The following is a 13,809-nucleotide window of genomic DNA, read 5'->3' on the forward strand; positions in this document are numbered from 1 at the left end:
GATCGACGGGTTGCCTGCGGCGAGCATGATCGCGATCGCGTCGTCGTGGCCCGGATCGCAGTCCAGAATGACCTTCTCCATGGTTCCCTTCCGTAGAGCGCTCATGCCATCGTGCCGTACGGATGCCAGTAGCGCTTCCACGCACCGTCGTCGTTAGCCACGCACGCCGAGCCTGTCGAACCGCCCGCGGGAGCCGGTACGGCTAGGCTCGCCGTGTGAGGGTTTCGATAGCCGATGTGGCCGCTCGGGCCGGCGTATCGATCACCACTGTCTCCCACGCCCTAAACGGCAAGGGGCGCATCACGATGAGCACTCGCGAGCGCGTGCTGAAGGCGGCGTCGGACCTCGGCTATGTCGCCAACCCGAATGCTGCCGGCCTGCGCACCGGACAGTCATCGCTGTTCGCGATCCAGATTTCACCGAGCGGTGGCAACTCTCTGGTGCCGAACTCGTCGTACTTCAACGACATGCTGAACGGCGCGTCCGCTGAGGCGCTGAGCGCCGGCCACCCACTGGTGGTTCTGCCACGTGAACTGACCGAGTCGGAGCTGATCGCTCTCGGCATCACCCGCGCGATCGTGGTCGACCCGATCGGGACGGAACCGCTCGTGCAGTTCCTGCTGGAGACCGGCGGTACCCTCGTCACGATTGGCCGGCTCCCCGACCGCATGCTCCCTCAGTCCCCTTCACGGCTGTTCTTCGTCGACAACGACGCACACGCCGTCGCCCGCACTGCGCTGAGTCACCTGCAGTCCGCGGGCTACCGGCATCCGGCCGTGCTCACCAGCCCGACGTCGGTCTCCTTCTTCCGCGACTGCGTCGACGAGGCGCGCGCCTGGGCGGCGCGAACCGGATGCGCGGTGCCGATCGCGCGCATCCGCAATGAGAACGAGTCCGCGGCCCGACGCGCCGTCGCCGCGCTGCTGGATGCGCACCCGGAGGTGGATTCGCTGTTCACGACCAGCGAAGCAGGCGCCATCGGTGCGGTCTCGGTGGTGCGGCAGCGTGGCTGGGTGGTACCGGGAGACTTCGGCATCGTGGCCGGCAATGACACGTCACTGTTGCGATACTCCTCGCCGTCGATCTCGGCCATCGACCTGCATCCTGACAGTCTCGGGAGGGCGGCCGTGCGCCGGCTGCTGCTCGCCGGCAGACCACCGGTGACCGATACCGACGCTGCCCCGACGGTGATCGGCCACACGCTCCGTCGGCGCGACTCCACACGTCGCAGCAGCTGAAGACCCGCATCAACCCTTCACGGCACCGCCGAGGATCTCGGCCTTCAGCCAGCGCTGACACACGAAGAACGCGACCACCATCGGCAGGATCATGATGAGCATCGCCGCAGCGGTCACGGGACCCCCCGAGCGATACTGCGTAGCGAACTGCGCGAGCACGACCGCGGCGGTCTGCTGACTGGTCGTGGGCAACAGCACGAGGCCGATGATCAGTTCGCTCCACATGCTGAACATGTTGACAACGAAAATGCTGATCATCGCCGGGATGCTGATCGGAAAGGCGACCTCGACCATCGTCCGGACCCGGCCCGCGCCGTCGCAACGAGCGGCCTCAAGGAGCTCGTCCGGCAATGCCGAGAAGTACGAGGACATGAATAACACGCCCCAGCCGGTGAACAACACTCCGTAGACGACTGCCAGCGCCGGGCGCGAGCCGAGGTATCCGAACTGCAGAGCCTGATCGAACACTGGCACCGCGAGGGAGGTGAGCGGCACCGCGATGGTCGCCACGATCAGCCCGGTCACGCCGCGGCGGAACGGTACGTCCTCCTTGGCGAGCGCGTATCCGGTGACCGTGGCGAGCACGGTCGCGATCAACGCGCCCAAGGGCACTATCAGCGCGGAGGTCAGCAGGCCGCTCCCGATCCCCGCATCCCACGCGCCCTGGATGTTCTCGAGGGTGACACCGCCGTCGAGACCGGTGGGATCGCCGGTGTACGCGTCGAGGGGACGGAACGCGAGTCGCACGACCCACGCCAGGGGCAGGATCACGGCGGCGACCGAAAACGCAATCACCGTCCAGATCCCGATTCTGACCGCGTTCGACATGGTGTGCGCCGCGGTGTTCACGGTCATCGATCAGCCCCCGACAGACGTCGCGCTGCGCGGATCACCGCGAGCACGAGTGCGACGAACAGGATTCCGACGACCGAGATCGCGGCCGCGCGGCCCAGGTCGTTGTTGACCAGGCCGGACTGGTAGATCGCGTAGTCGACGGTGGTGGATGTGCCGCCCGGGCCGCCCTTGGTCAGGCTGAAGATCCACGGGAAGAACGAGGTGACGGTCAGCAGTACCAGGAGCAGCATCCAGAACCGCGTGACCGGACGCAGAGCGGGCCGGTAGACATGCCAGACCAACTGACGCCACGTCGCGCCGTCGAGGATGGCGGCCTCCACGACCTCCTCGTCCATGGTGCTCAGGCCCGCCGAGTAGAACATCACGCCCATTCCGGTCACGCCCCACGCGATCACGAGGACGACGGTCATCAGGACGACGCTCGGATCGGACAGCCACGCCGGCGCCAGCACATCGAGCCCAATCGATCGAAGCAGGGCATTGAGCGGCCCGTTGTCGGCGAGGATGATCCGGAACACCGAGCCGACCACCACCGGTGGAAGCAGCGCCGGAAGCAGCAGGACGGCGCGGGCGGGGCCGCTGCCGCGCACGCCGAACATGGCAACCGCCAAGGTGAACGGCACCACAATCCACACCGGGATGCCGAGCAGAAGCAGGGTGGTGTTGAGCAGGAAACGATGGAACTGCTCCCATGCGAGCAGGTCGGCGTAGTTCGCGAATCCGACCCACTGTTCCGGCTGCAAGCCGTCGTATTCGGTGAAGGCAAGGTACGCCAGCCGGACCAGAGGGTAGACGACGAAGAATCCGATCAGCACAAGAGCCGGAGCCACGAAGAGCAAGCCCGCCGGCGCTCGACGGCGACGACGGCGGGGGCCCGGGAGGTCTACCTCGCCCTCCGTCCCCCGCGGGTCGACACGCCCCGGAGCGAGCTCCGAGTGACCTGTCATCAGCCCTCCTGCTGGCTCTGCAGCTCGGCCAGGAACCCCTTCACGTCGCCGGCAGCGAGCGCCGCCGGGAAGTCCGAGAAGAACGTGTTCGAGGCAGCGCCTGCGAGGAAGTCGAGCGCCACCTCGTTCGCGGGCACCGAGGTCATCAACGTCGAGATGCGCGCAAGCGCGGGACTGTCGACGAGCGAGGCCACGTCGACGTCGGTCCGGTTGGGCAGCACTCCGCCGAGCGTGAGGCCGATCTCCTGCCCCTCCTTCGAGCCAATGAACGCCAGCCACGAGCGCGCTGCCGCTGGGTTCTCGCTCTTCTTGTTCAGGGAGAACATCAAATCCGGCGTAAGGTAGGCGATCTGCTCGTCGGCATCCGGATGCAGCGGCGTGAGGAACGTGCCGTAGCCGTCCTTGCCGAGCTTCTGGTCGAACACCGCCCAGTTGTTGTTCCCGCCGATCTGCCCAGCCGCCATCGCGACCTTGCCGCTAGCGACATCGGCCTCGGCGTCGCTGTCTTCCTTGTCGAGCCAGCCCTGCGCGAACCAGCCGTCGTTGACGGCATCGACGAGGGTCTGCATCGGCACGGCGAACCGATCATCGGTGAGGCTGATCTTCCCGGTGCGGAACTCGCTGATCTGTTCCGGCTGCGGCAGGAACTGAACCAGCAGTCCGGCGTACAGGAAGAACGGGGCGAATCCGCGAGAGAGTGTCAGCGGTGTGATGCCGGCGGCCTTCAGCTTCTGGACGCTGTCGGTCAGTTCGCTCCAGGTCATCGGCGGGTTCTCGGGATCGAGCCCCGCCTGCGCGAAGAGCGCCTTGTTGTAGTACCAGATCGTCCCCTGGGCACCGATCGGGATGCCCGCGGCCTCGCGCCCGCCCGGCTTGAGGGTGGTGAAGTCCCATAGGGTCAAGGTCTCATCGAGGTCGGGGAAGTCGGCGCGATCGAGCGGAGCGAGCGTCGGGAAGACGCCGTCTTGCAGCGTGCCCGGGACCAGCGAGAGGGTGTCGGACAATTCACCGGCGCGATACCGCGTGGTGGCCACGGTCACCATGTTCTCGAACGGCGTGCTGTCGAATCGGAGTTCCGCCTCCGGGTTCTGCTCCAACCAAACGCGCCGGCGCTCGTAATGCGCCTTGGCGCCAGGGGTGCTCTGGTCCTGGGTGTTGAACGCGAGCATCGAGACGGTGCCCTTCGCCTTTCCCGGCGGAGCGATCTGGGTGTCGGCGCTGGTCGAGCCCGCCGGCCTACCCTGGCCGCCGCAGGCGCTGAGCATAGCGTTCAGGCCGAGGGCGGAGGCGCCGAGGACGCCGGCCCTCAGGACGGTCCGCCGCGGCAGCTCGGCCTGGCGGGGAAGGATGTCGCGGTATGAGGGTGTCATCAGAATGCTCCTTTGCACATCGCTGCCTTGCAGGTTGCTGCCTTCATCGGATGCCGCCGGCGGGCCGGCGCTCCCAAAGTTCGAAACGCACGGATCCGGGCGAGCTGCCCGCGACGGCGCGAAGCGGGCCGTTGCCATCGTCGGCGACCACGGGGGTGCCGAAGGATGCGGTGGGGAGGGCTCGCATCGCCTCCTCAATGTCGTCGACGTAGAACCCGGCGGCGTGCAGCCCCCCGGTGAGCGGCCAATCGGGGCGGCGCCCAAGCTGTTCGTCGGGGTAGGCCATGAACTCCATCCGGCGGTGCTTATCGGCATCGGCGACGTTGACGCAGCGAAGGGGCGTTGCGGTGGGGTGCGCCATCAGCTGCTGCATTTCCTCGGCCCCGCAGAACACGTCCACCACGACATCCATCCCGGCCTCGGCGCTCCAGAATCGCTTCTCGACCTCGATGTCCTCCACCACCCAGCACAGCATGAGCAGTTCCGAATGCAGCCGGTCGAGGTCCCCCGTGAGCGCCGTGGGGAACGCAACGGCAGAGGTGGAAACGTCGGTCAGGAACACCGACATCTCGTCGGGGGCGAGCAGGCGGGCTTCGTACTGCAGCCGGTCGGCGACCTTGTCGTGCGAGACCGTCCCTTCCGATTCGTAGCCGACGACGGGTGAGAAGCCGGTCGCGCCGGCCGCCTCGGCCAGGCGCAGGGTCAGCTCCATGTCGGTCGTGTAGAAATCGATGCCGTACGGCCCCGCCACCAGCGGTTCGAACGGCGGAGCCGCGTTCGGGGTCTGCACCAGGCGCACCGATCCTTGCGCGCCGGGGGTTCGCAGCACCAGCTGCGCCAGCTCGGCATCCACGCCGTAGAGCTCGGCGGCCACGGAAGCCGGAATGCTCGGCACCGGTTCGGGCTGCGCGCCGAAGATGGAAAGGAACGCAGCGGCGCGATAGATGTCGGTCGCGCCGATGACGGTCACTTCTGGGTGGGTCAGCACTTCCCGGCTCATCACATGCTCCTCATCGACGACTTCGCTGCCAAAACGATTTTTCACAATGTACGTTCGTGGCGGATCGATGTCAACACCTTGACCGCATTTCGCGCGCTTGACTCGGGCACCGTTACGGCGATATGGTGCCAAAACGTTTTTTCACACGTGGCACAGACGCGGCGATGCCACGGCGATGCCCCTAGAAAGAAGGAATGCCCCCATGACCGATCCCGTCCTCACCCACCCCACTGCAGCAGTCGTCGGCACCACCGACCTTGCCGGTGCGGCCCTGTTCTTCTCGGCGCTGGGCTGCGTTCCGTGGGCATTGCCACCCCTCGACCGCCGTTCCGCGTATGCCCTCTACGGTCTCGACGATGAGGCCAGGCAGCTGGCGATGCGCTCGCCCCGCTCCGAGACGTTCATCCGGCTCGTCGAGACGCCGCACGCGGCACCGCCGTTCCGCGCCCTGGATCTCGGCGCCTACGGGCTGGATTTCTTCACCCGCGATCTCGCGTTGACCATGTCCGCCGTGGAACGGGCGGGCGCGCACAACATCACTCCTCTCGTGCCCTACGGGCCGGAGCGCTCGATCACGCCGGACGCCGAGGACTTCCTCAACCAGGAGGTGCTGTTCCAGGGCCCGGACGAGATCACCGTGTACATCACCGATGTCACGGTTTCGACCAACCACTGGCCGACGATGCTGGCGCACGACGAGCGGATCAACTCTGAGCTGGTGATGCTGTGCTGGGTCGTCGATGACAACGACGTCGAGCGGCAGTTCTGGGAATCGGAGGCAGGCCTGGTGGTCGTCGGCGACGGGTACCCCGACTCGGAGGCGATGATCGAGCTCATGTACCACCCGCGGAGCACCCCGCTGCGCTGCGTGAACATCAGCGACGCTGCCGGCGGGACGAAGATGGAGCTGATGTCCTACCCGGAGGAGAGCGGGCTGCCTCGACGGGAGGAGTGGCCGCTGCGCGGCGGATTCCACGGCGCGCAGTTCGTCGTCGACGATGTCGAGGAGGCGGTGCGCAGCCTCCCGTCTGCAACGTTCGGCGATGTGGTCGAGGTCACGACGGATGCCGGAACCATCGCCGCCGTCACCGGCACCTCACCCGGAGGCGCCCGATTCGAGCTCTGGGAAGGCGGGCACCCCTCCCCCTGACCCGGGGTCGTCAAACAGTCCGTTCGGCGACACGCAGGCTGATCACCTCGATGCCGCCACTGGCGGCATAGGCAGCGATCGATCCCCCTCGCAGGTCGTACCCACGGGTGGTGAGCGCGACGTCGTCGACGTAGACCGAGATGCACGATCCTTCGACCATGATCGTCACCTCGTGTTCGGCACCGGCCGCGAGCGGGCGCTCGATCTCGAAATCCGGGTCGCTCACATACCCCCGATCGGCGTCGGCGTCGAACGGGACCTCGATGACGTGCGGGCGGCGATCGAACACGAATCTGCCGCGGGCGGGTTCGAACCGGATCAGGTAGGCGCTCGTGAAGTCGTCAGCCGCGTGAATCGCGATTCCCGACTCCTCGGCGTCCATGTCGAGCCGTATCCTCGCGTGGAGCAGGGTGGAACGCTCGGGGGTCTCATCGAGGTTTGCGAGACGTGCCCAGGCGAACGGTTCGCCGCGACCGGACGCGCCGCCCGAGGAGACCTTCCACTCGCCCCGCTGGGGGCACGGGACGGCCTCCAGCTTTTGGAATGCCGCGAGCCGGGATGCAGCTGGGCGCACGCCCAGCGTGCCGTCGGTGCGCGACACCAGTTCGTGAACGACGAGATCGCCACCCCACTGTCGCTTGCCACGGTCGCGGTCGCCCTGCCTGGTGGCGAGCCACCCGATGAGGAGCCGGCGTCCGTCGAACTCCACGCTGGTGGGAGCGTAGAGGTCGTTGGAATCGAGGGCATCCCATGCCGGCGCCACCCACCGTTCGCTCTCCTGCATCCGATACCGCGCCGCGAACCTGTCCGAGTAGGTGGAGAAGAGCAGGTACGAGCGACCGCCCAGATCGAAGATCTCCGGGCACTCCGGTGCCAGTGTCACGCCCGGGGAGAAGACAGGAGGCCGCGCCTCCCAATGGTCGAGATCCTGCGAGACCGCGAGCCCGACCGCCCCTCCGCGGCGCGCCGGGGTGATGTTCTCCTGGGCGCACAGCAGCATCCGCCACCCGCCAGCGCCATCGGGAATCACGAACGGATCGCGCCAGGCATTGCGGTCGTACCAGCGCGGGTCCGCCTCGAGGCGGAAATCGGGATCCTTCCTCCAGGTCTCCAGATCAGTGGAGGTTGCCCGCAGGACCACCTGCTCGACCTCGCCGCGCTCGTGCGCGTGCGGGTGGATGCCGACGTAGAACGCGTAGTAGCGCCCGTCGACTGGTCCGATCACCGAGCCGGCGCCGGCGAGGAGGTCGGGATCCTCTGCCCCGCCCGCCGGGATCGCCGTGGCGTGCTCCTCGAACGTCACGAAGTCGCGCGTGCTGAGGTGGCCCCACTTGAGCCGCTTCGAGCGATCAGGTACCCCTTCGTCGTCGAAATCGAGGTGCGTGTAGAAGAGGTGACACACGCCCTCCTGCACGAAAGGCATCACGTCACCGAACCACCCATCCGTCGGGAGGTAGAACAGCCGGCTCATGCCGCGAGCCCGCGCGTGACGGCCGCGTCAACGATCTCAGCACCGCCGTCGACGGTGCTGAGAACGATCGCCTGGCCCGGCACCATGTTCATGCGCGCGTTCAGCGCAACGCCATCAAGGTAGAGCGTGGCGATGGAGCCGTCCACAATCAGGTCAATGCGATGCGTTGCGCCGGCCTCGAGTGAGAGGGGACGGTCGAGCCCCCGGTTGTCGTACTGATACCAGGGGTAGTTCGGCCGGCGGTCGAAGACGAGGCGCTGCTCGCCCGCGTCGACGCGGAACTCGTAACCCTGCCCGGTGACAAGATCCTCCCGGAGGCGGATCGAGACCGACCGGGTGCCCGGCCGGATCCGTAGGCCGAACGAGAGATGGAAAAGCTCCCCTGCATCCTCGATCAGCACCTGCTCGGCCACCCCGTCGGCCGCCGCGACGGACACCTGACCACCGGCGACCGGCTCCGCCGGCGCGAAAGCCTCGCGAATACCCTTGGGAATGCCGACCGCGAGCGAGCCGTCGGCCCGCTGCAGCACCTCGTGCACGACTAGGGTCCCGCCCCACTCGAAGCGGGCCGCGTCGTCGTTACGCTCCTTGGTGGGCACCCAGCCAAACAGGTAGCGGTGCTCACCGTCGGAGGCCGAGCGGGCTGCGTAGTAGGCGCGGCCGTCGAAGGCGTCATCCACGGGCGCGCTCCACGGACCCGCGAGATCGCGGCTCATCCGGTAGACGGTCTTGGACTTGTCGCTGTACTCGGTCGTGAGGAGGTACCACCAGTCGCCCAGCTGGAACAGGTCCGGCATCTCGTGCATGCTGTACAGCCCGGGCGCCCAGAAGTCGCCCTGGAACGTCCAGTTCTCCAGGTCCGGGGACGTGAAGGCCACGGTCGACCCGGTCAGGACCCTTTCACCTACCTTGCGGGAGCCCAGGATCATCAGATACTCCGACGTCTCGGGGTTGCGCAGCACGAATGGGTCGCGCCAGTCATTCGGGTCATACCCGGGCTGCGGCGGCACGAGCTTCCGGTCGGACTTCGTCCAGCGCACCAGGTCATCGCTCTCCGCGAGCATCAGCACCTGCGATGGCTTGCCCTGCGCGGGATAGTCGCGGTTATAGCCGGTGTACATCGCGTAGAACCGCCCGTCGGCCTCGAACACGCTGCCGGCGAAGACGAACTGGTCCTGCGCGTCGTCGGCGCCGCGCTCGAGCGATTCGCCGTGATCCGTGTACGTCACGAAGTCTCTGGTCGTGGCCAGCGCCCAGCCGAACGGCTCCCCGAAGGGGCCGGGGTTGCGGGTGTCGCGCTGGTGGAACAGGTAGAACTCGCCGTTGGCATGGATCGGCATGCAGTCGCCGAACCAGACGCCGTCGGGCTGGTAGTGGAGCTGGTGCACAGGGGTCCTTTCATTGTGCGTTGGAAGATCGGAGCGTTGCGGTGAGGGATGCCGTGCGTCAGCGTCCGCCCATGCCGCTGAGAGCGATGCCGGACACGAGATACCGTTGCAAGGCGATGACGATGATGGCGCTCGGGATCACGGAGATCGTGGATGCGGCCATCAGGAGGTTCCACTGGTTGCCGGTCTGCCCGAGGAACATGTTCAGCCCGAGCGGCACGGTGGCCATGTTGACATCGCTGACCATCAGCAGGGGCCACAGGAAGCTGTTCCAGTAGCCGATGAAGGTGAAGACGGCGAGCGTGCCCAGTGCGGGGGTCGCCAGGGGCAAGATGATCCGGGTGAAGGAAGTCCAGCGGCTGGCGCCGTCGATCCGCGCCGCCTCTTCCAGCTCGTCGGGCAGCGAGAGGAAGAACTGCCGCAACAGGAATGTGCCGAACGCAGTGAACGCCCATGGGATGATCAGCCCCTGATAGGAGTTCACCCAGCCGAGCTGACGCATGATGATGAACATCGGCACGATGAGCACCTCCTGCGGAATCATCAGTGTGCCGAGGTAGATCAGGAACACGCCGTCGCGTCCCCGCCATTTCAATCGGGAGAACGCGTATGCGGCCATGGCCGAGCTGGCCACGACGATCAGCGTCCCCACTCCCGAGACGATCACGCCGTTGAGCATGAACTGGCCGAACGGCAGGTAGTTCCACGCTGCGGCGAAGTTCCCCCACTCGATGCTCGAGCCCACCAGCGTAGGCGGGGTGGAGAACACTTCGCTTGCGGGTTTGAGCGCTGTCGACAGCATCCACACGAACGGGATGAGGGTGATCACGGCAGCGACGATGATCAAGACCTGGGAGATGCCGAGTCCGATCGCGGCGCGCAGCCGATGGCTCACAGGTGCGGCGAGGGCCGTCATGAGTAGTGCACCCACTTCTTCTGGCTGTGGAACTGGACGAACGTGATCGCCATGATCAGCACGAAGAGCGACCATGCGATAGAGGACGCGTAGCCCATCTCGTAGGACTGGAAACCCTGTTGATACAGGTAGAACACCAGCGTGGTCGTGGCCGAGCCCGGCCCGCCGCCGGTCAGAACGAACGGCTGCGCGAACACCTGCAGCGACGAGATGATGGTCATCACCGTGGCGAAGAACAGGCTCGGTGTGAGCAATGGAAGCGTGATGTGCCACTGCTTGCTCCACCAGTTCGCCCCGTCGAGGGCGCCCGCCTCATACAGGCTCGACGGGATGGACTCGATGCCGGCGACGAAGATGATCATGTTGTAACCGAAGCCCGCCCACACCGACATCAGGATGACGGCGGGCATCGCCCATTCAGCACTTCCGAGCCAGTTGGGGCCGGCTGTGCCGGTGAAGGTCTTGAAGAACCAGGCGATCAGGCCGTCGTCTTCGGTGTAGAGCAGCCGCCAGACGACGGCGTTGGCGACCATGGGGCTCACGACGGGGAGAAAGAACACGAACCGGAGGAAACCCTTCGCGCGAACGCGGGATGTCAGCCACAGTGCGAGAGAGAGCGAGACGATCAGGTTCAGAATGACGTAGCCACCCACAAAGTACAGTGTGTTGCCGACGATCTGCCAGAACACGGGATCTCTGGTGAACAGCCGGACGAAGTTGTCGAAACCGGTGAAGACGGCCTCGCCGATCAACGGCCATTCGTAGAAGCTCAGCGCGAGCGATGCGCCGATCGGAATGATGGTGAAGGCGAGGAAGCCGAGAAGGTTTGGCGAGAGGAATCCGAGAACCGCGAGGCGCTCCCCGGGAGCGATGCGTTCACGTCTTTGCTGCTCGTTCGTGATCATGGTTGTCGTCCTCCCGGCCCGGGGCCTCGAGGACCCCGGGCCGATCGTGAGTCGAGGCACAGGCGTCAGCCCGCCACCTGGCTCTGCACCTGCTCGAGGACGTCGCCCGGCGCCTTGCTGCCGTTGAATGCCTCGACGCCGTACTGCTGCAGCAACGCCGACAGCTGGTTCCACTTCGGGGTGGTCTTGTACACGTTCACCGTGCTCAGCGCCGTGTCGATGGCCTCTTTTGCGCCGTCGACGTCAGCGGTCTCGTACCAGTGGTCCTGCGCGGCGCTGTAGGCGGGGAAGCCTCGCCCGGCATCAGCGATGTACTCCTGGGCATCGGGGCCGATGATGACGGAGATGGCCTTCCAAGCCTCCTCGGGATTCTCGCAGGAGGTCGTCACGCCGAAGCCAGTGCCGGACATCGTCGTGACCGACGTACCGTCAAAGGCCGGGGTCGTCGCGAGGCCGACCGTGAAGTCCACGTTCTGCTTGGTGTTGATCAACTGCCATGGACCGTCCACGTACATCGCGGCGTTGCCGCTGCGGAACTGGTCCGCCGGCCAGTTCGACGCACCGCTCGCGGGCGGAGCGGGAGCCACCTTCTCCTTGGTGGCGAGCTCGGTCACCCAGGTGAAGCCTTGAACGACCTCCTCGTTGGTGAGGTCGGGCTTGCCGTCCTTGATGTAGTCGCCGCCGATGCTCAGAACATACGGCAGCCACATGTCGGGCGTCGCGTCCGCCACGAAGCCGTGGACGCCGTCCTTGGTGAGCGCCTTGGCTGCGGCGGTGAACTCCTCAACCGACCAGCCCGGACTCGGCACCGGTACACCGGCAGCGTCGAACAAATCCTTGTTGTAGTACAAGACGTAGGGCCCCAGATCGTACGGCACGGCGAGCTGCTTGCCGTCCTGCTGCAAGCCCTCGACGATCGACGGCTCGTACTCGGAGATGTCGAAATCGGTCTTCTCGAAGGATGCCGTCAGGTCGGTGAACAGCGATCCCACGTCGGGCACTCGCTGCGCCTGCAGTCCGGCGATGCACGCGAGATCACCGCTGGCGGCTTGGGTGGTGAGCTTGTTGTAGTAGTCCTTGAACGGCGTGCTCTCGAACTTCACGGTGATGTCGGGGTACTTCTCGTGGACCATGTCCGCAAGATGCTTCCACACGTCCACCTCCGCCTGGGAGTCGGCGGACATGATCCATCGGAGTTCGACGGGGCCTCCGTCACCGTCGGGTGCGGCCGGTGCGCATCCGGTGACGATTAACGCTGCGGCCGACGTCATGCCGGCGGCGAGGGCGAGCTTTGCTGACTTCATTCGTTGGACCTCTCTCGGGATATCGTCGGCGATCACGAGACCGACAACGTTGTCGGCCTACAGCATGCCACGAGTCCGCGCGAATTGAAAGAGCCTGTGTCCTGTTTGCTGATCGCAAGCGCTATCGTTGTCAGGTCAGCAGCAAACCGGCCACCGGCATACGGTCCGCTAGGGTTGCCGGAGGAGGGTGCCGATGACACGGGAGCCAAAGACGCCGACCGCGCCACCGGGAGCGGGCCGAGTCTCCCGGCCGACGATGCGGGACGTCGCGGCTCTGGCTGGCGTGGGTATCAAGACGGTTTCGCGCGTGGTCAACGGAGAGCGGCACGTCAGCGAGGAGACCCGACAGGCGGTCGAGCGCGCGATCGCACAGCTACGATTCCGTCGAAACGCGGGAGCCGCGAGCCTTCGACAAGGCCAGACGTCCACAATCGGCCTGATCGTTGAGGACATCGGCGAGCCGATACAGTCCAACATCGCACGCGGCGTGGAACGCATCGCGCACGACGCCGGAACATTGCTGCTCACAGCATCCTCGTCCGACGACGAGGAGCGCGAGCGCGCACTCACCCTGTCGCTCATCTCGCGTCGCGTCGACGGACTCATCATCGTCCCCTCTCCGTTCGACCACGGGTTCCTGCGAGACGAGGCGGACGCCGGCCTGCCCATCGTGTTCGCCGACCGCCCGCCCGTGGGGCTGGCGGCCGACGTCGTACTAGCCGATAATCGCGGCGGTGCCCGCACGGGCACCCAGCACCTGATCGAGGACGGTCACCGTCGGATCGCGTTCATCGGCGATCCGGAGGACGTCTACACGGGCGCGGAGCGGCTAACCGGATACCGGGATGCGCTGGCGAACGCGGGACTACCGTACGATCCCGGCCTGGTGTTCCTCGGCGCGCCGGACATCGCCCGCTGCGACGCAGCGGTCACAAAAGCGCTCGCGGGCACCTGGCCAGCGACGGCCCTGTTCACGGGGAACAGCCTGAACACCCTTGCGACTCTCCGCGCACCGTCTTTCCAACGGTCGGATCTCGCGCACGTCGCGTTCGACGACTTCGAACTCGCGGATCTGCTGCGCAGGCCGCTCACAGTCGTGGCGCAGGATCCGGCCGCTATGGGCGAGTCGGCGGCCCAGCTAGTCTTCGACAGACTTGGAGGCTTGGAGGGGCCCGCGCGCACCGTGGTGCTGCCGACGACCCTCATCGCGCGGTGAAGCGCCGCGGAGGCTGAGAGCACAGACGTCGGGGTGGCGGATCGTCATC

At 66.3% G+C, this 13,809-nt stretch carries 12 protein-coding genes; 3 read left to right on the top strand and 9 right to left on the bottom strand.

Annotation, left to right across the window (positions count from 1 at the left end; all coding sequences use genetic code 11):
• Positions 1-236: 236 nt before the first annotated feature.
• Positions 237-1,238: a LacI family DNA-binding transcriptional regulator gene (locus RIN18_RS16595; RefSeq protein WP_309105109.1), complete on the top strand. Its 1,002-nt coding sequence runs from the start codon at positions 237-239 to the stop codon at positions 1,236-1,238.
• A 9-nt stretch (positions 1,239-1,247) separates the two neighbouring features.
• Here the strand turns inward: RIN18_RS16595 and RIN18_RS16600 are convergent, their stop codons facing one another.
• From RIN18_RS16600 to RIN18_RS16615, 4 genes are read right to left on the bottom strand one after another with little or no spacing between them, the layout of a single operon-like run.
• Positions 1,248-2,093 carry a carbohydrate ABC transporter permease gene (locus RIN18_RS16600; protein ID WP_309105098.1) on the bottom strand — a complete coding sequence of 282 codons (846 nt, stop codon included), beginning with the start codon at positions 2,091-2,093 and terminating at the stop codon, positions 1,248-1,250.
• The gene (locus tag RIN18_RS16605) at positions 2,090-3,040 is read right to left on the bottom strand and encodes a sugar ABC transporter permease (RefSeq protein ID WP_309105099.1); all 951 of its coding nucleotides are present in this window, start codon (positions 3,038-3,040) and stop codon (positions 2,090-2,092) included. The genes RIN18_RS16600 and RIN18_RS16605 overlap by 4 nt, the downstream gene beginning before the upstream one ends.
• Positions 3,040-4,410, bottom strand: a complete 1,371-nt coding sequence (locus RIN18_RS16610) for an extracellular solute-binding protein (protein ID WP_309105100.1) — start codon at positions 4,408-4,410, stop codon at positions 3,040-3,042. Before RIN18_RS16610 ends, RIN18_RS16605 begins: the two co-directional genes overlap by 1 nt.
• Before the next feature lie 43 nt (positions 4,411-4,453).
• Positions 4,454-5,542, bottom strand: coding sequence for a hypothetical protein (locus RIN18_RS16615; protein WP_309105101.1), 1,089 nt, complete (start codon positions 5,540-5,542; stop codon positions 4,454-4,456).
• A gap of 70 nt (positions 5,543-5,612) precedes the next feature.
• Here RIN18_RS16615 and RIN18_RS16620 point away from each other — a divergent pair, with 70 nt between their 5' ends.
• On the top strand, positions 5,613-6,560 hold the full coding sequence (locus RIN18_RS16620) for a hypothetical protein (RefSeq protein ID WP_309105102.1): 948 nt from the start codon (positions 5,613-5,615) through the stop codon (positions 6,558-6,560).
• A gap of 10 nt (positions 6,561-6,570) precedes the next feature.
• Here RIN18_RS16620 and RIN18_RS16625 read toward each other — a convergent pair whose 3' ends face one another.
• The 5 genes from RIN18_RS16625 to RIN18_RS16645 form a co-directional block, all read right to left on the bottom strand.
• Complete coding sequence (locus RIN18_RS16625) at positions 6,571-8,031, bottom strand: GH32 C-terminal domain-containing protein (RefSeq protein WP_309105103.1); 1,461 nt, start codon at positions 8,029-8,031, stop codon at positions 6,571-6,573.
• Complete coding sequence (locus tag RIN18_RS16630) at positions 8,028-9,419, bottom strand: glycosyl hydrolase family 32 (RefSeq protein WP_309105104.1); 1,392 nt, start codon at positions 9,417-9,419, stop codon at positions 8,028-8,030. The genes RIN18_RS16625 and RIN18_RS16630 overlap by 4 nt, the downstream gene beginning before the upstream one ends.
• A 58-nt stretch (positions 9,420-9,477) precedes the next feature.
• Positions 9,478-10,350, bottom strand: a complete 873-nt coding sequence (locus tag RIN18_RS16635; RefSeq protein ID WP_309105105.1) for a carbohydrate ABC transporter permease — start codon at positions 10,348-10,350, stop codon at positions 9,478-9,480.
• A complete protein-coding gene (locus RIN18_RS16640) occupies positions 10,332-11,240 on the bottom strand; it encodes a sugar ABC transporter permease (RefSeq protein WP_309105106.1) in 909 nt (302 codons plus the stop codon). The genes RIN18_RS16635 and RIN18_RS16640 overlap by 19 nt, the downstream gene beginning before the upstream one ends.
• A gap of 65 nt (positions 11,241-11,305) precedes the next feature.
• A complete protein-coding gene (locus RIN18_RS16645) occupies positions 11,306-12,544 on the bottom strand; it encodes a sugar ABC transporter substrate-binding protein (protein WP_309105107.1) in 1,239 nt (412 codons plus the stop codon).
• Between the two features lie 193 nt (positions 12,545-12,737).
• Here RIN18_RS16645 and RIN18_RS16650 point away from each other — a divergent pair, with 193 nt between their 5' ends.
• A complete protein-coding gene (locus RIN18_RS16650) occupies positions 12,738-13,760 on the top strand; it encodes a LacI family DNA-binding transcriptional regulator (protein WP_309105108.1) in 1,023 nt (340 codons plus the stop codon).
• Positions 13,761-13,809 lie beyond the last annotated feature (49 nt).

The organism is Microbacterium sp. (assembly GCF_031179285.1).
Classification (GTDB): Bacteria; Actinomycetota; Actinomycetes; order Actinomycetales; family Microbacteriaceae; genus Microbacterium.

Coding starts and splice junctions, on each gene's coding strand:
- RIN18_RS16600 (WP_309105098.1), bottom strand. CDS start 2,093: ATGACCGTGAACACCGCGGCGCACACCATGTCGAACGCGGTCAGAATC.
- RIN18_RS16605 (WP_309105099.1), bottom strand. CDS start 3,040: ATGACAGGTCACTCGGAGCTCGCTCCGGGGCGTGTCGACCCGCGGGGG.
- RIN18_RS16610 (WP_309105100.1), bottom strand. CDS start 4,410: ATGACACCCTCATACCGCGACATCCTTCCCCGCCAGGCCGAGCTGCCG.
- RIN18_RS16620 (WP_309105102.1), top strand. CDS start 5,613: ATGACCGATCCCGTCCTCACCCACCCCACTGCAGCAGTCGTCGGCACC.
- RIN18_RS16625 (WP_309105103.1), bottom strand. CDS start 8,031: ATGAGCCGGCTGTTCTACCTCCCGACGGATGGGTGGTTCGGTGACGTG.
- RIN18_RS16640 (WP_309105106.1), bottom strand. CDS start 11,240: ATGATCACGAACGAGCAGCAAAGACGTGAACGCATCGCTCCCGGGGAG.
- RIN18_RS16645 (WP_309105107.1), bottom strand. CDS start 12,544: ATGAAGTCAGCAAAGCTCGCCCTCGCCGCCGGCATGACGTCGGCCGCA.
- RIN18_RS16650 (WP_309105108.1), top strand. CDS start 12,738: ATGACACGGGAGCCAAAGACGCCGACCGCGCCACCGGGAGCGGGCCGA.